Below are 20,139 nucleotides of genomic sequence, written 5' to 3' on the forward strand. Positions count from 1 at the left end.
AATTATTTTTTGGGGGGCTATGATAGTGCATATGGTAAATTGTCAAATTACTAAAAGTTACAAATGGTTATTTGTTTGTGTTGGCGTATTAGCAATTAGTGGCGGGATGGCTGTACCATCAGTGAATGTTAGTGCCAGTCAAGTTGACAATCCCGTTGTCAGGTCGACCAAGGCCAGTCCTGACGATGAAGCAACTTTTGATTGGGGAAGCAGTACATGTACCGTCTCTGGTGATACGTTAACGATTGGCCCTGGAACGTTGACACCTGCTGATCCAGCGAAGGGGGGACAGTCACCGATCGCTGATCATCCTGAGGCTTATAATGTTACCAAGATTATTGTTGAAAAGGGTGCTCAATTACCACAAGATTCTTCCTTCCTTTTTGCAACCTTGATTAACATTAAATCGATCGAGTTTCAGAACATTGATACAGCAACTGTAACGAACATGGCTAATCTCTTTTCGAACGATACCAACTTAAATGAAATCAAGGGATTAAATCATCTTAATACTGAAAATGTCACAACAATGGCTAATATGTTTGATTCTGATAGTGGTCTAACGGCACTTGATCTTGGTAATTTTAATACTGCAAAGGTCAAAGATATGTCGGGCATGTTTACCTATAATTCTGGACTCAAGACGTTGGATGTTTCTAAATTTGATACTGAAAATGTTACGAATATGAAAGACATGTTTGTTGGAACTCAATCGCTCACAGGGCTGGACGTTTCTAACTTTAATACCAAGAATGTCACAAATATGGGTGGCATGTTTATGGCAATGAAGAATCTGGAAAGTTCAAAATTTAAAGGTTATGAAAATTTTGATACATCTAAAGTTACCAATCTGAATTCGATGTTCAGTAATAGTATTAAGCTGACAAAGATAGATTTATCAAAGTACGATACAAGCCAAGTCACAACTATGTATGGGTTATTCTTTATGCCAGGTTATGACGGTGCGTTACAGAAGATTGACCTTTCCGGAAATTTTAATACCAAGAATGTGACGAACTTTGATGGGATGCTCCAGGGCCTGCCGAATTTATGGGAATTGAAGCTAAGTCCGAACACACTGCTTCATCCGGATGTTTATTTAACAGATCCGACTGGAACCAGCAGTAATCCTAAACCATTTTATGATGTTGACACTCCAGGCTTTACATTTCAAAATACTGGTCAGAATTGGCGGGGAATTGGTAATGGCGGTGTCCATCATCCAACCGGCAACAAATATCAAGCAGCCGACTTGGTTAATTTGTATACAATGGCGAATCCTAGCAAACCAACGACCGATAAGACATATGTTTGGGAGCAAAACGGCATTGAAGCTGGTAAGATAACAGTTAAGTACGTTGATCAGAATGGTCAGCAAATTCATGATCCGCAAACTGTAACTGGTTTTGTTGATGATGTTTTTGACGTGAATAATCCAACGTACAAATTAAGTATTAATGGGTATACGCTGGATGAAACCAAATTACCTAAAAACATAATTTTTGGTAGAGACGTTCAAGTCGTTACGTTTGTCTATACTGAAAATAGTGGGTCTGGTTCCACTGGTAGCTCAGGTTCAACGATAGGAACTACCACACCTGCAACGCCAATTGGACCAAGTACGCCAGTGAGGCCTGAAACGCCATCAACCGAACCTGACAAGCCAACAACACCAACTTATGTGGCGACTAAAGGAACAGTTATTTACGCAATCAAAAAGATTGGTTTATACAAGTCAACCGGTTTTTCAACGGCTAATCGACTCACATGGTATGCCAAGAAACCGCGGATTGACCGGCCAATGTTTGTTGTCACTGGTTATAAGCGATCAGCGGACGGCGTTTTAAGATATCAGGTTCGTGATGTTAATCATTTGGCCAAGGCTGCTGGTAAGACCGGATACGTTACTGCAAGTCAGAAGTATGTAAAGCCGGTTTACTATGCAAACAAGTATTCAACAATCACGGTCATTAATCCGCGTGGCGTTAATGCATACCGCAATGCCAATTTGACAAATAAAGTTAAAAATTATCGTCAAGGAATTGTTTTGCGAGTTAAGCGAATTGTTAAACATAACTTGACGACTCGATATGTGTTAGCAAATGGCAACTATGTTACCGCTAATCGTAAATTGGTTAATATGGGCCGTCATCAGCAAGTGAAGTCGGTTAAGACGAAGCGGTCAATTAATCGTTATCGAAATGTTAATTTGACGAAGAAAAGCCGGGCAATTGCCAAAAATAAGATCCTCAAAGTTTATGGGTATGATTATTCGAACGCAAACAATCATACAAAACGTGGTGTGTTGCGTTACCGGGTTGCCGGTGGTTTCATTACGGCTAATCCTAAATATGTTCATGTTTATAAATAACTTTAACTTGAGAAGCTTGCCGATATGAAGTTGGCAGGCTTTTTAGTCTTGGTAAGTAGATAAAATGATGCCCAACACTAAAGCGATTAATAATTGTTAGGTAATGAAATCTTCTGAATAGCTTTCATTGATAGCGCCTGCTTTCCTGTATGTCGTGGATTTAATTAGCAATCACACGAGGGACATGGCAGTATCCACCAGTGATTTTCCACGCCAGAGGGATAGCCAGCGGATCACTTTCTGAGATCGTTTTCGATTCATGGACATTGGCCTCCCTAGAAAAGCTGTGAGACAGGAATTAGGCCATCATCAAAGTAAGACCGGTTGTTGGTGATGATGGTTGGAACACTTGTGATATTGTTCTGATTAACTTCTACTAAGATTTGTTTAGCAACTTTATCCGCTAATTCATATGGTTGAACATTAAAAGTATCTTGTAAATATAACTCAACATTTTCAAGCGCTTGATTGCGTAGCTGTTCTTGATGTTGAAAGAGACGGGTTATAAAATCAAGGGCTTGATTGGGATGGCCATAATCGACGTACTCATTGGCAACGTTGCCGTTAAGTAACGACGGTTTAGGCTTGTTCCAAAATTTTAAATGGAGTAGTAGCTGTCTGGTACCGACACTATTTAGTAAAACCGATTTGTTTTCCAGAAACCATTTTTGGCTGTCGGGACATGCCAAATTTAAAATGGCGATTAGTTCATGATCCGCATCCGCTTCCCCAAAATTTAATGTAGATTGATCTGAAAAATTAAAGTTAAATTCGCTCATAACCGTCCCTCACTTTCATAGTTGTAAAACAAAAACCGTCCCCGCATATCAAATATGCAGGGACGGTTTCCCGTGGTACCACCCAAGTTTATAGTTAGCGCACTAACTATCTCAAAGGCACAAAATATGCCTGGGGCTTTATCGGACCCTCACGTGTTACCAGCTTGCACTGGCAACAAAGCTCCGGACTCATCTTCAATCACATGTTCAGCCTGCTCTTTCACTAACAGCAGTCGCTTTGAATTTACTAATGTGGTTTACTCTTTCCATCAACACCATGTTGTATCATATTGTTTTAATCATCTTAGAGGCCAAACTTCTGATTGTCAACCCTAAATTATTGGAATTATTTCCGGCATCTTTTATCCGATGCAGGATGCCGTTTACTGAAATGGAATAATGGTGGGGGAGTTTTGATCGATAATTATTTAAGACCCCGTACCAAATATCAGTTAGAGACTAAGAATCTTGCGAACTAAATTTTGACTTGGTGGTTATGCTTGTTTTATCAGCGAGGTTATTTTAAGAAAAATGATATAAGAAAGAACCAGAAAAAATGTCAAATGTCAGCAGCAAAAATTAAAAGTAATTTAAAAAATATCTTGACATTCACATTAAATGAGTGTTAGTTTAATGCATACAAATTAAAGCACGTTGATTGACTGAGTAGATTAATGCGGATTGTTCAAGAGAGCTGTGTCAGGTGAGAGTCAGCCTTTCCAAATAATCGAATATGGGTCATGAGTGTTTCGCGTTAAAGGCTAAATTAATTTTAGACGGTTCGCTTCGTTATCAGCATGTGTAGTTGGTTTTCCGGAAAGCCAACTCTAAGGAACAGTAATGTTCAAAACAAGGTGGTACCACGTGAAAAGCGTCCTCGTAAATATACGAGGGCGCTTTTTAATTTGCGAAAGTTGGCTATTATTTATTTGAAATTCAGAATGGAGAGATTGATATGTTAATTGAAAAGAAAGAAAGCTATTCAAAAAAGTTACTTGGCAGTTGGGATACAAAAACCGTTGTGTCAGTGGCAATTGGGGCTGCATTGTTTGGTGTATTGCTTGATTTCGTGAGCATCCCTGTTTTTACCAACACTAAGTTATCGGTAGCGTATTTGATTCCAGTATTTGTTGGGGCACTATTTGGCCCACTTCCAGCTGGGCTGGTTGGATTATTTGGAAATATCTTTGCGGACCTACTTGCCGGTTCCGGATTTTGGCCGGATTGGTGGATTGGCAACTTTATCGCAAGTTTTGTAATTGGATTACTTCCGCTCTACGGGGCAAGAATTAAGGACGGCATTTTTAACGTTAAGCATGCAACCATTTTCACCATTACGACGATTATTGGCCTATTAATCTCCTTTGGATTCATTTCACCATTTCTTAACACTGTCTTTTATGGGGGTGAAAAGGCAATTAACTTTGCTCAAGGATGGATCGCCGTTGTTTCCGACGGTATTGTTGCGGTTGTTGCCGGCTTACCATTACTCTACGCATTGACACGAAGGTATAAGAAAAATTCAAATTTAACTAAGGAATAAGGTAACGAGGGGGAGTGGAGATCTATGAGCCAAAGTCAGCCGATCATTTCATTTAAAGATTTTTCGTTCAAGTATAAAACTCAGCAGGAAGCCACTTTAAAACATCTTGATTTAGACCTTTTCCCCGGCGAAAAGGTATTGATCTTGGGGCCGAGTGGGAGTGGAAAAACCACGTTGGTTAAATGCATTAATGGGTTAATTCCCAACCAGGATAAGGGAATGATTTCTGGAAAATGTGTCATTAACGGCAAAGAGATCAACCACACCAGTATTTTTCAACGAGGCAACGATGTTGGGACTGTTTTGCAGGACTCGGATGCCCAGTTTGTTGGCTTGAGTGTGGGAGAAGACATTGCATTTTATTTGGAAAATAAGAATGTGCCGCTTCATGATATGCAGGCAAAGGTAACGAAAGCTGCTGAGGTCGTTGGGTTGGATTCTTTCTTGAGTAGTTTGCCGTTTGATTTATCAGGTGGTCAAAAGCAGCGGACGTCAATTGCCGGAATCCTGCATGGCAACGCGCCAATTCTCTTGTTCGATGAGCCCTTGGCTGCTTTAAACCCCAGTATGAGCGAAAGCATTGTGGATTTGATTGATCGACTCAACCATCAGGAACATAAAACGGTTGTGATCGTTGAACATCGGTTTGAAGAAGTGCTTCACAAAGAAATTGATAAAATCGTTCTGTTGAATGAAGGCCAAATTGTTAAGATTGGAAAACCTGATGATTTTTTGAAGGATGACATTTTAGAGAAATACGGAATTAGAAATCCATTGTATCTTGACGCCCTAAGAAAGGTTTCTGGGAACCTCAAACAGGACCATGACCTGTGGAATGTTGACTTAATCAACCCGAGTGATTATCAAAGTGACTTTCAAAAGTTCTTGAATAACCGATCCAGTCAACCTGATAAACTCACTCAAAAAGATGCTAAAGGCATCATTGACGTGGCTGACCTTCGATACAGTTATGATGGCCAGCATCAAGTGATCAATATGGTTCATTTACACATCAAACGGGGTGAAAAAATAAGTATTATTGGTAAGAATGGCTCTGGTAAATCAACGTTTGCCAAGTTGCTTACCGGGATTTTGCGGCCAACAACCGGTGACATTTTGGAATTGGGAAAATCGATTAAACACCAAACTATTCAACAAATTGGCCAGCAGATGGCTTATATCATGCAGGATCCAAACAAAATGATCGTGAAGGATACTGTCGAGGATGAGGTGGGACTAGCGTTACAACTGCGTGGCATTTCAGGCAGGGAACTTGGTGACAGGGTCGCTGAAGCTTTGAATGTAACTGATTTATACGCAATGCGTCACTGGCCGGTTAACGCCTTGAGCTATGGTCAAAAGAAACGTTTGACGGTTGCGTCATTATTGGTATTAAATCCGGCATGTTTAATCATGGATGAACCAACGGCTGGGCAGGACTTTGAGCATTATCAGCGAATGATGGCGTTTGTTGATCATGTTATCCAACAGAAACAGATGACGTTAATTGTGATTACTCATGATATGCAGTTAGCCTTGGAGCATACTAATCGGGCGATCGTTATTGATCAAGGCGCCGTTATTGCGGATGATGATCCGTTTAAAGTGTTAAACGATAAGTGGATTGTTCGTCAGGCCGGCCTAAGGCAGACTTCGATCTATCGACTGGCTGAAAGAATTGGGGTTAACGGTGAAAACCTTGCTCGTGCAAGTATTAACGTCTGAAGGTAATCGAGGGAAATAAAATGGAAAATTCATTTGTAATTAGTTATTTACCAGGCCAACATTTGATTCAAAAACTGAATGGCACGACCAAACTGTTGCTTTTGGTTTCATCGCTTTCTTTAATAATGATTTCGTTTGATATCAGAATTTTGATCCCCACTTTTGCACTGAATATCATTTTTTTAATTTCAGTAAAGCCTAAATGGCGGCAGATTCGCGGGATTACCTATTTCATTGTTTTCATGAACTTATTTAATATCCTTTTGATGTACCTGGTTTCACCAACAATCGGAGTTAGTGAAATTGGCCATAGTGATGTCTGGTTTTCGATTATCGGCCGGTATGTGGTGACTCCTGAAACCCTGTTTTATCTAAGCGTCAGGTTGCTCAAAATATTCAGCATGTTTATTGCCAGTCTCTGGTTTGTCTTAAGTATCACCCCCAGTGAGCTTGGCGTTGGGCTTTATCGGCTCCACGTCCCTTATAAGATTTGTACGGTGGTTTCATTGGGTTTACGATCAATTCCGGACATTTCCAGAAACTATCGTGAAATTAAGAATTCGCTTCAGATGCGTGGCTTGGAACTGGATAAAAAGAGAGTGTCGGTGTTTAAACGTTTAAAACAAAGTGTCACAATTTTGATTCCGCTTTTACTGTCAACGTTTGAACGAGTTGATGTGATTGCCAGTGCAATGGATTTACGATTGTACGGAATTGGTAAGAAACGTTCCTATTATTCTTACAAGAAGCCCACTAGAAATGATCAGTTCTTCAGGTTGATTGTGATCATTCAATTGATTGTTTTTGCGATCTATTTAGTAGTCGTTGTTTTCCTAAGACCCGCTGGTGCAGGAAGGGTGTGGTATCCATGGTAATTAAACCAACTGATTGGGATAAAATCGTTCAACCGTATACCGGTGATATTAGTTTGCTGGTAAATCTTATCAAGTGGCCGACGGTATACGACAAACAAACGGTATCGAAAAGATCCCCTCATGGTAAGGCGTTGAAAGACGTTTTGCTCTGGTTAAAAAAGATTGCTGAAAAATGGGGATTGAAAACCCATTTGTATCGAAATGAAGTCTTGGGGATTCAACTTGATGGCAAAAGTTCAAATCGGATTGAATCAGTTTGCCATGTCGACGTTGTATCTGTATCGGGGAAATGGCGTTTCGCTCCCTTCAGCGCAGAAGTTAGCGAGGGCAATTTGTATGGCAGAGGGACACAAGACATGAAGTTTCAACTATGGAGTAATTTGCTATCGTTAAAAATTATCAAAGATCAGGGTATTATTCCAGATAGGACGCTTCGATTGGTGATTGGAACTGATGAAGAAAGAACAATGACCGATATTAAACGCTATATCGATGAAGCCGGACTGCCGGAATTTGCGTATACTCCCGATGGGTCATTTCCACTTTGCCTTGGGGAAAAGGGCGTTTGGACAGCGAAGGTTTTTCAGAGAGTTCAAACGCGGGTTAGTCAGATTAGAACCTATCAAAGTAGTAACGCAATCTGCGATCGGGTTGATGTTTGGATACCCGAGAATGATAATAAAAGGGCAATTGAATTTTTGGTGGCCAAACAAGTGGCTTTCACTTTAGGTGAAGATAAGCGGATTATCTTCTTAGGCAAGTCTGCGCACAGCTCATTGCCCAAAGATGGCGAAAATGCGATTATTCCGGCATTAAAGTTTATTGATGTGTTTTATCAAGAAGATTGGGCAAAAACATACGTTAAAGTGTTTACCGATTATTATGGTACTGAGATTGGAATTGGGGATGGGCAATCCCGAATGGGGAAAACCACCCTTTGTTTGAATCGAATCCGGTTGGACAACTCTCAGTTAACTTTGATTTTGGATGCTCGGTACAACGACGATACTGACGATCGGGAACTTGAAGAATTAACGGCTAAGTCTTTACCGGATGCATTGGTCACCACGGTTTACGTTGATCCGGTTACCAAGACGGATATGAATAATCGCTTTGTTGATAAGTTGTTGAAAGTTTATTATCAAGAGAATCCCGATGATTCAAGAGAACCGTATTATTCGGGTGGTGTCAGTTATTCGAAAGCCTATTCAGGTCGGTGTGTGGCTTTTGGTATTGAAGGAATTGATTCATCGATTCCGAAATTGGCTCACCAAACTGATGAACATGTGCCATTATCGATAATTCCTAAAACACTATCAATTTACACACGGGCACTTTACGAGTTATCGGTTATTTGAAAGAAGGTGTGATGATTGACTTGCGATCTTTTAGAAGAGAAATTGAATCAAAAGCAAATTCTAATTTCCGACGGTGGCATGGGAACAGAATTAGAAAAACTGGGCGTCATCAATGATTCTGGCTTATGGTCATCAGATGCTTTATTGCACCATCCCGATGCGGTATACGATATTGATAGGGCTTATTTGGAAGCGGGGGCTGATATCATTACGACGGCGACTTATCAGGCTAACCCGCTATTCTTAAAAAAACGATTGTCGACATCGACTGATAAGCCACTGATCACAAAAGCAGTTGAGATCGCTAGACGGGCAAAAAGTGATTTCGGTAGGGATCATCCGAAGGCGCAAATGCCTTTGATTGCAGGGAGTGTCGGGCCTTATGGGGCTTATTTAAATGATGGCAGCGAATATACCGGGAACTATCACTTATCGAAAAATGAGTTCAAAGCCTTTCACCTGCCGCATTTGCGATTACTAAAGCAGGCAGGTGTTGATTTCTTTGCCTTTGAAACCATTCCTAATTTTACCGAGGTTCAGGCTCTGGTTGAACTGTTAAGGGATAACTTTAAAGGGATTAGTGCGTGGGTATCATTTAGCGTTAATCACGTGTTTGATTTATGCGATGGGACTAACCTTGAGCAAGCAATTACTTATCTGAATCAGGTTCCTCAAATTTCGGCAGTTGGCGTTAATTGTACTGATATCGAAAATATCACGCCGATTTTGGACCGAGTAAATCTGATCTCTGAGAAGCCAATCGTTGTTTATCCTAACAATGGGGATGATTATGATTCAAATTTGGGCAAATGGGTGTCTTCACCCAATAAACCTAAATTCGCTGATATCACCTCAAACTGGATCGATAAGGGTGCCCGAATTATTGGTGGTTGTTGCAGGACCACGCCTGATGATATTCATAACATATTTACCGTCGTTCATTCTGATCGCGTTTTTGCATAAACAAAGAGCCATTAAAATAAATCACATAATTAGGCCCGAAGCCTGACTTGCCGGATTTATCTTGATGACTCTTTTTCGTATTTATAATAGTTTAACTTAAACTTGTTATTACGAAAATTACCCCGCCAACGGTTCATGAATCATTTGAATGTGAGGAGTCGATTCAAAAATAAATGGTTGGCCATGGCTAATAAAGCCGAACTTCGTGTATAATTTTTGAACTTGGGTCTGGGCTTCAATCTCGATTGGCATCCCAGCAAAGTCGTTTTTGATAGTGGTCATGACTTGGTCAAGTAGGTCCTTCCCATATCCTTGGCCTCGATATTCCGGGGCTGTGACAACTCGACCAAATGTCACGTGGTCTGCTTCTTTAAAAATTCTGGCATAAGCGATCACTTTACCGTCAACCATTTTAAAAACATGAATCGCTTTAGGATCGTTCAGATCGACTTCCTGATAGATTCGTTTTTGGGCGACCACAAAGATTCTGGTTCTTAAATACAGAATGCCAAATAGTTCATTGGTTGTTAATTCATTGAATGGTTTGATTATCCACATAATAACGGCCTACTTTCCAGGGAATAATAGTTGATTGATTGTTTCGACGGCTTGGTAAAATTGAGCTTGCTGCTCGGCTGATAAGTTGGCGACCAGTTGCTCAACCTGGTCGTCTGACTTACGATCCAGATCATTGGCCATTGCCTCACCGGAAGATGTTAATTTGAGTTGCACTGAACGCGAATCGGTTGGGGAGGGGATCTTTTGTAAGAAGCCCTGTTTGGTAAGTCGATTGATAATCCGGCTGGTGTAGCTCTTATCGATTTTGAGTGTGGTTGCGATCTCCTTAGGATTGATCAAGTGATTGAGCTTAATTTCTAGTAAAATCCGGCCTTCCTGCCAGCTGATGTTGGTATCGAAGACCTTTTTATTTAGTAAGCCAAGGAGTTCGGTGTATGAGCGATTGAACTCACGGACTTTTGAAACTTTATCTAAAGGTAGCAAGGCGTGTCTCCTTATGGTTGGGATTGGGTTAGATTATTTTTAATTATAGATAAAGTAGTGGCTTTTGTCCACTACTTTATTGGCTGAAATAATATATTTTCGTGAATTGAGTTAGGTGAACTGTGAAGATTAAATAATAATTTCTTGAGGATCACAGTATGGTTTTATCACCAGATCTTTTAATCAACTTTGAAAATAATGAAGTTTTATCAGACAAAATTTTGATTTTAGTAAAATTAGTTTTTCACATCGTTATTAGGTATATAATACAAATATTAGTTAATACATATAAGACAGATTGGTTTCTTAAGAGTGCAAAATTGACGTTTCTTGGAACATTTTCTAATCATGAAAAAAGAGTTGGTTACTGCAGGTAGCCAACATTTTATTAACTGAAAATATAATGAGCGAGGTTGTGAAATAGAAGATTAATCATTATAAATAACTAAGCATAGGATGAGACTTTATCTGAGACCATTTTATTGCTAAGAGAAAGAGAAGAGTGGTGTATATTTTGGAAGAGCAAAAGTTAACTAAATGGATTTTGGAGCATATACCAACAAAAATTTTTATGAAGATAATTCAGTTATATAAAAAAGCGGGTCCAGTTCCACATAAGATGAACAATCTAACAAGACGAGTTTATATCACTAGAATGATGAATAGTAAGAATTACCATCAAGTTCATCGATTATTAGTCAAGGTTTTCCAAGAGGATGAACCGACAATAAAAGACGGACAACAATTGTCTGACCTTTCCAATGAAGATATTTTCAATCAAATATTGTCAGATTTTTCTCAGGAGAAAGTAGACAAAGCAACTTTATTAATTGAAGAATTTGAAAAACGAAAACAGGTAGAGAAAAATACTAAAAGCAATGATCGAATAATTAAACTAAATAAGCAAAGAGAAGATCGCGTGTCGAAAAATAAAAAGCCCGTTGAAGAAAGGGAAAATACATTAATTCAAAACGAAGCTTTGAGGAAGCAAAACGCTAAATTATCAGATCAAGTAACATCTTTAAAAAAGCAGTTGGAAGTTAAAAAAAAGCAAAAGAAGCCAAAAAAGCAAGATCAAAATAATGAAAATGAAATTGCCAAATTAAAAGAAGAGTTAACAAAAGTTCGAAGTACCAATGAAGATAAGATGAAAAAAAAGCAGGAAGGAAATGATAAATATTATGAAAAGTTAACGAAAAGGATTAATAAGCTAATCAGTGATAATAAGAAGTTTCAAGATAAGGTGGCAAACTTAGAGTCACATAACGACCAATTAGTTGATGAAATCACGAAATTAAAGACATCCGTTCCATTAAGTCATCCTAAGAAGAAGGAAAGTGAATCAGAAGCCACTTCCACTGTCTCTTCGAAAGAAAATGTTGCTAGGAGTCGGCATCCATTTTTACAAATTGGTGCCCCAGAGACAATAAATACAGCAAAGTTTAAAGCTCAATATCCGCAAGCAGACATACTTATTCCAGCTATATTCTATAAGCCCGAAATGCAAGCAAAAAAATATAATTCGGTAAATGAAATTCCGTTAGTGACTGGACATGAATGGCAATTTTATGATTATGTTTCGTTATACACTGAAATTCTCACAGCGGGGGATCGTTATGCGTTAAAAAACAATCCAGATATTGAATCGGTAATTGAAATTAAAAATAAAGAAGACTTTTGGAGGCAAAAAATATAATGCAAAATAAACAATTGTTTATCGGAATTTGGGATCAGCGGGATGAATATGGTTCTATAAGGGATACAGGGGGTATTATTAGGGAAAAAAGCGGCAAGCTTTTATTTAATGTGAAGATTTTAAATGAACTAAGCAATAATCAGTATCATGACATGGAAATTCATGTGTATCCCCAAGAACTTGAGAAAATAGGATTTGATAAAATTTTGACGACTAATGAAATGGCAGAAGAACTTCCAAAGTGGGTTTTTACATTTAATTTGGAAATTAAAAAAGAGCCTAGAGATAATGTGTTTGCGACTAACGTTAAACGGCTACCTAGAAATAATGATTTTCAAGATATGGATAAATTTGAATTAGTACCTGTTTTCCACAAGACCGAAGACATTCTTGATTTTAAAGCATTTAATCATGCTCTTTTGAATGGTAGTGCAGTTGAGTTTAATGACGCTCAATTATTAAACGATGATGAATCTTTTGCTATTTTTCAATCGGATGGTGAAGTTGATAATTCAGATACTGACCGAATATATGAGAATTTGATTATTCATGATATCCAGAATCAATACATTACTTATGATGTTCCTAGCGAGAACACTGCCATCACAGAACGTGATTGGAATAAACGTGATTGGATCGATGCCATTTATGAAGTTGAGGACTTAAACTTAGCATTTATTCCCAGTCGTTACTTAATGGCAAAAAAGTTGGAAAAGATAGCCCCTAAAACTGAGGAACTTGTTAATACGGTTTCTGATAGTGAAAATGTGGTTAAATCAAAGCCTGAAGGTGATCGAGCCTTAGAATATAGGCTCATTGACCGATTTATCAAAATAACAAAATCACCCGATTATGATTTAACATTTAATCTCTTGGATTTACTTAACTTCCATAATTCAATTAAGAGCAATACATTTACGATTCTCGCAGGCTTGAGTGGTACGGGGAAGTCAAAAATCGCTTCTGCATATGCGGAAGCAATTGGAATCTTGTCAAATAATGATTCTAATAGTGATCAATTTAATCTAGTCTCAGTTCGTCCCTTTTGGCAAGATGATGCAGATCTATTAGGGTACGTTGACACATTGAGTAATAATTATCATCCAGGGGATTCTGGATTAGTTGATACATTAATAGCTGCGAATAAGAATCCAGATAAAATTTATATGGTTTTATTAGACGAAATGAATTTAGCTAAAGTTGAACATTATTTTTCACAGTTTCTTTCGGTGTTGGAAATGAAACAAGGCAGGGAACGAAACATCAAATTATATGATAAGTCACTTGAACGTCGACTTTATAATTCGGATAAATATCCATCCCAAATTAATATTGGCTCTAATGTTAAATTTGTGGGGACAATGAATACTGATGAATCCACCTTCCAGCTATCTGATAAGCTACTAGATCGTGCAAGCATAATCAGTCTAGAAATCATTCCATTTATGGACAAACAACCTGCCTTACAAGTTGACTCTAGTAGCTTTTCTGAAATCACTTTGGATCAGTACAATAATATGAAGGCCGATCACTCTGAGCTTAGCAAAGAAGAACTCACTTTCTTTTGGAAATTTGATCAATTGATAGAAAAACATTTACCTAACGTTGGATTGGGGTGGCGTGTTTTAAACAGTATTAAAGTCTTTTTGGCTAATGTGCCAAATTACAAAGAATTTGATCGAAAGGTGGCTCTTGATTATCAGGTAGCACAACGAATCCTGCCAAAAGTTAGGGGAACGGAATCCATGCTCAAGGATTTGTTGACTCTCAATACTTCTTCTGATGACAAAAAGGGTCAAATTGTACAGTTATTGGATACATATTCAGAGATGTCTAATTTTGAATTATCGAAGCGTATCCTGAGTAAGAAAGAATTAGAACTGAAGGTGAATGGATTTGTTAGATAAGGTTAACCTTGTAAATAACAGGAATGAGCCTTCACAAACTTTTACGTTTAGTGAAGATGAGTTTGCATTCAATACGCTCAACGCTAAGGAGAATTGTTTATATTCAATTATATTTGAAGGAGATGCTGAGGATAAGCTTTATATTGATGGGCTAGATTTGATTAGTGATAGTCGCATCAAACGAGATGAAAATAATAAGATGTATGTCTCACCTAGTAAAGTAGCGTTACATCTTTATAACAATGAAAAGAATAATCAGTCCAACTATTTACCTGGAATTTATCGGTTAAAAATGGTTCGAACAGGAAAGGAACCGCTTTATTCATGGATTAAGATTGATCCAAAATTTCTAAGCAATAGCGAGTTGCATCAACTCCGTCTTGATGTTGAAAACACTATTCGTGGATTAGCAAGATCGTTCGATGCTAACGTAAATGGAACGTTAACCAGCTATAATGACGATTTAACTAGTGAAGATTATGAGCTGCTTGCAATATTTCACCGAGAGGAACAAAATTTTCGACAAACTCTGTATGGAATTCGTACTTTCCCAAAATTTAACATTGCGGCTCAATATAGATGGACGGTGAAATCAATTTCTCCGCTTGACAACCGGTCTGTTCAAAAAATGGCAAGCCATCCAGCAAAAAATAAGCAAAATTTTGCCAAGACACGCTTGATCAATTTTAACATTCCACAAAATAAATTATTGAAAGAGCAACTTGTTTATGTTCTGAAAAGAGTGAATTACTTAATTCAAAAGATAGAGAATTCTTCAGGATTACTTCATAGAAAAGTAAATTCTCAACATAATAGTTTTCGAGATGATCTATCCAGGCTCAAGTCCTATAAGGATGAAATCTTAGATTTCTTGAATTGTTCGTGGATGCGGAACACGTCTCTTAAAAACACACATGAAGTCAACTTATTAGGAAATATGAACTATAAATATATCTTTATGACAAAATTTGTTAAGAAGTTAAAATTAGCAGCTTCAAAGCAGACAGATTTTCATCGCCAGTATGAATATTACTGGCATCGAACAGATCTTTTGTATGAAATATGGGGATACATTCAAGTCATAAAGTCCTTAGAAAACATAGGGTTCAAGCCAATTGACGGCTGGATTTTCAATAAAGGCCGTGAGTGCTTTGATGAGCTTAAAGATGGGACAGCCGTCACGATGGTTGGTGATCGTGTTTTAAGTTCAGAAGATCACCACTTGAAAATTAGAATTATTTATAATCAGAGAATTTCGGCTAACAAAAATGTTACTGTTTGGACAAATGGAAGCCATAACTGGCCTGATATTAGGGTTGATTTATATGATGCAAGTGATGTAGATGGCAGCAAAACCTTAATTGGAATGCTGGTTTTAGACACAAAATATCGTAGATTAAAAGATGTTGAACGTGATGCGTGGGACCAACTTGCGTCATATTTAGATCAAATAAAGACAAGTGAGAAGTATGCTTTTACCTTGAAACGTTATGAGAGGGCAAAGAATCATAGCATAATTGACTTCTCCAAATCAATTGTGTCAGCTGTTGGCATTCTTTACCCTAGAATCGTTTCTGATCAAGATGATGATTTAGTTCAAAGATTTTCAGGAAAAGATATCATACCAATAGGATTGATTCCGGGAAATGGTACGGTCGATCTGAACCATTTTTTTGATAAACAAATAGGCAAACTTATCGATAAAGTAGTTTATTTAACTCGTTTTAATAATTTGTTTTAGATCATACACTTTAATGAGATCACAAAAGTATTCGATTAGAAATCTGTTTCACGAGCAATACAACGTCAAACACATCTCTTGATCATAGTTTCCAAATCCTTTACCAAAAATTGTACAGCCACCTTGATTTTTCGCATCCTGAGCGACACCAATTCTCAATTTCATCCGACTAGGTAGTGGGGTGAGATCGTCAATCGTGGTGCCGCTAATTTTTTGCCCAGAAATCCAAGTTCCTTCGTGCGAGACAATTAGCGTGACTTGGGTACCATACTGATTGAATTTTGCTGGTGTCCATAATGGTGTGAACTTACCACGGATGTCCGCAAAGTCGCCGGGACTGGTCCAAGTGCCCAGCTCTTTACCATCCAACGTAAATGTGATATCTGAGGGCCAATCTTCATTTGACATTGGAATTTCGCTACCCATTTCCGCTGATAATGTCAGCATTTGCACCTGTTCACCGGGTTCGAGAAAGTTACCAACTTCGTATTCAACATAACCTTTGGCAAACCAGATAATTCTGGCGTTTCGGCGTTCTGGGGCCATCCAGTATTTGGGCTCGTCGACTTTACCAATGAAGCCGTTTAAGTCAGCTAACCCACAGGTTGGTTCAATCTGGAAATCGGTATGTAGGCCAACGGGGATGTCTACCTTATGCGAACTTAACGAAGATGCCTGGACTTGGCTTGGAAACTGGATCTTAATATCATCGACCGTTAAATGCGAAATCTTACTTTTTCCTTCTTTAGTGAATTTAAGCAGACCCGCGGCCTTTAGTTGATTGACGTGTCGGAGAGTGATCGTCTGGCTGATTCCCAACTTTGCCGATAATTCTTTAATACTGTATGGTCTGGCTGCCAACAGACGAATGATTTTTAATCTTGCTGGACTCGAAAGGGCTTTATAAACGGGTAAGGAATGATCATTCATATCTAATAACATAGAAATATCACCTAACCTTTTAGTTGTTTTAGTAACATCATATAACTTAAAGGTGTAAATATGCAACCTAATTAGTTTTTATCTCTCTTTAAAACAAACTGTTTAGTTTTCTAAAAGCCGATATTTCTAAAATAATACACTAATTAGTATTGAAAGCGTTATCAGCACCCCATATAATAAAAATGTGCACAGGATATAAGACCTTATAAAATATAATTTATCTAAGGAGACTGATTAGTGATGAAATCAACTTACAGTTACGATACGCTTTTTCCGATTGGCAATATTGATCCAAAAGTTTGGAGCTCGTTTACTGAACATTTAGGCCGTTCAATTTACGGTGGCATTTATGATCCGGACAAGCCGTTTTCGGATAAAAATGGCTTTCGCAACGATGTTAAAACAGCCGTTAAAGATTTAAACCTTGGGGTCATCCGCTATCCTGGCGGCAACTTTGTTTCCAATTATGACTGGAAAGATGGTATTGGCCCTAAGAAGGATCGCAAGAAGCGGATGGACTTCGCTTGGTCGACCGTTGAACCCAATCAATTTGGTATCGATGACTTCTGCGCCTGGGCAAAGGAAGTTGGTGTTGAGCCAATGATCGCGGTTAACTTGGGTACCGGTTCGATTAAGAGTGCCGCCGAACTAGTTGAATACTGTAATCATGATTCTGGAACTTACTGGAGTGATCTGCGAATTAAAAATGGCCATCGAGAACCATACAACATTAAGTATTGGTGTTTAGGTAACGAAATGGAAGGCGATTGGCAAGCCGGGCATATGAGCGCTGCCCAATATGCTGACAAAGCCCGTGAAGCCGCCAAAATGATGAAGTGGGTCGATTCCGATATTAAACTGGTGGCCTGTGGGAGTAGTTATGAAATGTTACCAACCTATCTCAAATGGGATGAGACCATTATGAAGCAGCTATACCCATACGTTGATTACATCTCAACTCATAATTACAATATGAATTCCGGCCAAGGCGCTCAAAATTTCTTGGCTTCTTGGAAACAGCTGGATGACCACATTCAAAATACGAAGAACGTGTTGAACTATTCGAAGTCACTGCAACCGAAGTTCAAGGATAAAGATATTAAGATTTGTCTTGATGAGTGGAATGTTTGGAACATGCAGGATATCAAGATGGATAGCTTGGATGATTTGAATGGGATGACCACCTTTGAATTAACTGATGCTAAGAAATGGGAAGAGCATCCAGCAATTTTACAGGAAAAGTACTCCTTACTTGATGCCTTGGTTGTGGGTGGCTTAGGAATTACGATTTTGAATAATGTGGATGCGGTTGAAATTGCTTGTTTAGCGCAGTTACTTAACGTTATTTCGCCCATTACAACGGATGAAGATGGTCATTTACTCAAGCAAACCATTTATTATCCATTCCAGTTATTAACGGAATACGGGCGTGGTGAAGTTTTGAAGCCACACATTGAAAGTGACACGCAATCAACCGACTATGGTGACATTCCGGTAGTTGAAACCGCTACGGTGTATGACAAAGCCAACCAACAGTTACATGTATTTGCCTTAAATTCAGATACTAAGCAGTCATCTACGCTAGCCCTTCATTTGACCGGATTTAAATCAATCAACTTAACTGAACACATTACCTTTACCGGTGACGATTTGAAAGCAATTAATACGTTTGAAAATCCTAATAATGTCATACCAACTAAACTATCAACGGAAAATGAAAGCCTTGATAACCTAACCTTACCAAAAGCTTCCTGGAACGTTTTGACATTTGATGTTGCTGAATAAGCCGGTCACTAGAAAGGTGATGTAATGAATGGACGCTACACATCAAAAAGCAGTTTCATTTAAAGAAAATCTTGGCTTTAAAGATTATGTTGGCTTTGGATTTGGCGATATGGCGATTAATTTCACCTTTGCTTCGTTAGGCATGTTCGTTGTCTTTTTCTACACTGATGTGATTGGAATTTCGGCAGGAATTATTGGAACTTTAATGTTATTTTCCCGTTCGTTTGACGGGATTATCGATGTAGTTGTCGGCGGTTTAGTCGATAAAACGCATAGCCGTTGGGGCAAAACCCGACCCTGGTTACTATTTGGGGCCTTACCCTTTGCGATTCTGACAATTTCAATTTTTGCTGTGCCAGCCGGCTGGTCGGAAGTTGCCAAAATCGTTTATATCTTCCTATCCTATAATTTGTTGATGATTGCCTTCTCGTCAATTGCAATTCCTTATGGGACGTTGAATTCATTGGTGACGCGGGATCAACATCAGCGTGAGAAATTTAACCTGTTTCGGATGTTCATGGCCCAAGTGGGAGTTCTAATTGTGACTAACGCGACGATGCCAATGGTTGATTTCTTTGGTAACAAGCAGTTAAGTTGGGTAATCACTTACACGATTCTATCAGCAATTTCAGTGCTATTGTTTATGGTCGTTTTTAAATCACAAAAGGAACGGGTTCAAGTTGTTGCAGCTAAGAAGATTCCACTCAAAGTGAGTCTCAATGCGATTTTCAAGAATAAGTATTGGTGGATCGCAACAGTTTTCTTCATTATATATAGTATTGGCTATGCTTTAAATCAGGGGAGTACGATTTATTATGCAAAGTATGTACTGCATAACGATTCCTTGGTTGGTGTGTTAACGATTGGTTACTTGGCACCAGTCCTAATCGGCTTTATCTTCGTTTCCCATCTGTTTGTTAGATATGGGAAGACTAAAGTGATGCTTTGGGGATCCATCTTAAGTATCTTTGGTTATCTGTTCACATTGATCTCACCTGATAATTTTGCGGTTGTTATGACTTCCCAAATTATTAAAGGGGTTGGCCAAGTCCCAATCCTCGGTGGGGTTTGGGCAATGTTCCCAGATACGATTGAATATGGTGAGTGGAAGACTCACGTTCGAGTTGAAGGCTTGCTGTACAGTGGTGGCAGCCTTGGTCAAAAGGTTGGTGTTGGTCTTGGAACTGCTTTAACCGGCTGGGTTCTAGCCTGGGGTCGTTATAATGGCGCTTTATCAGCCCAACCATCCAGTGCCATGAACTCGATCTACCAACTCTTTATCTATATTCCAATTGTCATTTACATTTTACAAATTGTGTTATTGCTCATGTACAATCTTGATAAAAAATATCCGGCAATCATGCGGGACCTTGCCGCTCGCAAAGATAATGACTAATTATTTTTGCACCCCAATGTGAGTGGCAGGAAAACGGGTACACGATTAAGATCCCA

The 20,139-nt window shown here is 38.7% G+C and carries 15 protein-coding genes; 11 read left to right on the forward strand and 4 right to left on the reverse strand.

Translation table 11 applies throughout. The annotated features are described in order from the left end of the window. The first annotated feature begins 31 nt into the window (after positions 1 to 31). Positions 32 to 2,371 (forward strand): BspA family leucine-rich repeat surface protein, encoded by a 2,340-nt coding sequence (locus FC85_RS15400; protein ID WP_225427579.1) that lies wholly within the window; start codon positions 32 to 34, stop codon positions 2,369 to 2,371. Between the two features lie 275 nt (positions 2,372 to 2,646). Here the strand turns inward: FC85_RS15400 and FC85_RS02785 are convergent, their stop codons facing one another. After that, complete coding sequence (locus tag FC85_RS02785) at positions 2,647 to 3,150, reverse strand: thioredoxin domain-containing protein (RefSeq protein WP_057864038.1); 504 nt, start codon at positions 3,148 to 3,150, stop codon at positions 2,647 to 2,649. A 955-nt stretch (positions 3,151 to 4,105) separates the two neighbouring features. On the opposite strand from FC85_RS02785, the gene FC85_RS02790 reads away from it, so the two are divergent. The 5 genes from FC85_RS02790 to mmuM are packed head-to-tail and all read left to right on the forward strand — an operon-like array spanning position 4,106 to position 9,614. Continuing rightward, on the forward strand, positions 4,106 to 4,693 hold the full coding sequence (locus FC85_RS02790) for an ECF-type riboflavin transporter substrate-binding protein (RefSeq protein WP_057864039.1): 588 nt from the start codon (positions 4,106 to 4,108) through the stop codon (positions 4,691 to 4,693). 24 nt (positions 4,694 to 4,717) lie between these two features. Then, positions 4,718 to 6,418: an ABC transporter ATP-binding protein gene (locus FC85_RS02795; protein ID WP_057864040.1), complete on the forward strand. Its 1,701-nt coding sequence runs from the start codon at positions 4,718 to 4,720 to the stop codon at positions 6,416 to 6,418. Between the two features lie 20 nt (positions 6,419 to 6,438). Then, on the forward strand, positions 6,439 to 7,293 hold the full coding sequence (locus FC85_RS02800; RefSeq protein ID WP_057864041.1) for an energy-coupling factor transporter transmembrane component T family protein: 855 nt from the start codon (positions 6,439 to 6,441) through the stop codon (positions 7,291 to 7,293). Beyond that, positions 7,287 to 8,651 (forward strand): Sapep family Mn(2+)-dependent dipeptidase, encoded by a 1,365-nt coding sequence (locus tag FC85_RS02805; protein ID WP_057864042.1) that lies wholly within the window; start codon positions 7,287 to 7,289, stop codon positions 8,649 to 8,651. Before FC85_RS02800 ends, FC85_RS02805 begins: the two co-directional genes overlap by 7 nt. A gap of 15 nt (positions 8,652 to 8,666) precedes the next feature. After that, the gene (gene mmuM, locus FC85_RS02810) at positions 8,667 to 9,614 is read left to right on the forward strand and encodes a homocysteine S-methyltransferase (RefSeq protein WP_057864043.1); all 948 of its coding nucleotides are present in this window, start codon (positions 8,667 to 8,669) and stop codon (positions 9,612 to 9,614) included. Positions 9,615 to 9,731: 117 nt separating this feature from the next. Here the strand turns inward: mmuM and FC85_RS02815 are convergent, their stop codons facing one another. Continuing rightward, positions 9,732 to 10,172: a GNAT family N-acetyltransferase gene (locus FC85_RS02815; RefSeq protein WP_057864044.1), complete on the reverse strand. Its 441-nt coding sequence runs from the start codon at positions 10,170 to 10,172 to the stop codon at positions 9,732 to 9,734. Between the two features lie 9 nt (positions 10,173 to 10,181). Then, positions 10,182 to 10,616, reverse strand: a complete 435-nt coding sequence (locus FC85_RS02820; protein WP_057864045.1) for a MarR family winged helix-turn-helix transcriptional regulator — start codon at positions 10,614 to 10,616, stop codon at positions 10,182 to 10,184. A 514-nt stretch (positions 10,617 to 11,130) separates the two neighbouring features. On the opposite strand from FC85_RS02820, the gene FC85_RS02830 reads away from it, so the two are divergent. The 3 genes from FC85_RS02830 to FC85_RS02840 are packed head-to-tail and all read left to right on the forward strand — an operon-like array spanning position 11,131 to position 15,960. After that, positions 11,131 to 12,312, forward strand: coding sequence for a hypothetical protein (locus tag FC85_RS02830; RefSeq protein WP_147008519.1), 1,182 nt, complete (start codon positions 11,131 to 11,133; stop codon positions 12,310 to 12,312). Next, positions 12,312 to 14,219, forward strand: coding sequence for an McrB family protein (locus FC85_RS02835; RefSeq protein ID WP_057864048.1), 1,908 nt, complete (start codon positions 12,312 to 12,314; stop codon positions 14,217 to 14,219). Before FC85_RS02830 ends, FC85_RS02835 begins: the two co-directional genes overlap by 1 nt. After that, positions 14,209 to 15,960, forward strand: coding sequence for a nuclease domain-containing protein (locus tag FC85_RS02840; protein WP_057864049.1), 1,752 nt, complete (start codon positions 14,209 to 14,211; stop codon positions 15,958 to 15,960). The genes FC85_RS02835 and FC85_RS02840 overlap by 11 nt, the downstream gene beginning before the upstream one ends. Positions 15,961 to 16,008: 48 nt before the next feature. Here the strand turns inward: FC85_RS02840 and FC85_RS02845 are convergent, their stop codons facing one another. Continuing rightward, positions 16,009 to 16,902, reverse strand: a complete 894-nt coding sequence (locus FC85_RS02845; protein WP_057864050.1) for an ArsR/SmtB family transcription factor — start codon at positions 16,900 to 16,902, stop codon at positions 16,009 to 16,011. A 240-nt stretch (positions 16,903 to 17,142) separates the two neighbouring features. Here FC85_RS02845 and FC85_RS02850 point away from each other — a divergent pair, with 240 nt between their 5' ends. Next, on the forward strand, positions 17,143 to 18,687 hold the full coding sequence (locus tag FC85_RS02850; RefSeq protein ID WP_225427578.1) for an alpha-N-arabinofuranosidase: 1,545 nt from the start codon (positions 17,143 to 17,145) through the stop codon (positions 18,685 to 18,687). Between the two features lie 28 nt (positions 18,688 to 18,715). Further along, positions 18,716 to 20,083 carry an MFS transporter gene (locus tag FC85_RS02855; RefSeq protein ID WP_057864052.1) on the forward strand — a complete coding sequence of 456 codons (1,368 nt, stop codon included), beginning with the start codon at positions 18,716 to 18,718 and terminating at the stop codon, positions 20,081 to 20,083. The last annotated feature ends 56 nt before the right edge of the window (positions 20,084 to 20,139 follow it).

Origin of the sequence: Lentilactobacillus diolivorans DSM 14421 (assembly GCF_001434255.1) — a bacterium.
Lineage (GTDB): Bacteria > Bacillota > Bacilli > Lactobacillales > Lactobacillaceae > Lentilactobacillus > Lentilactobacillus diolivorans.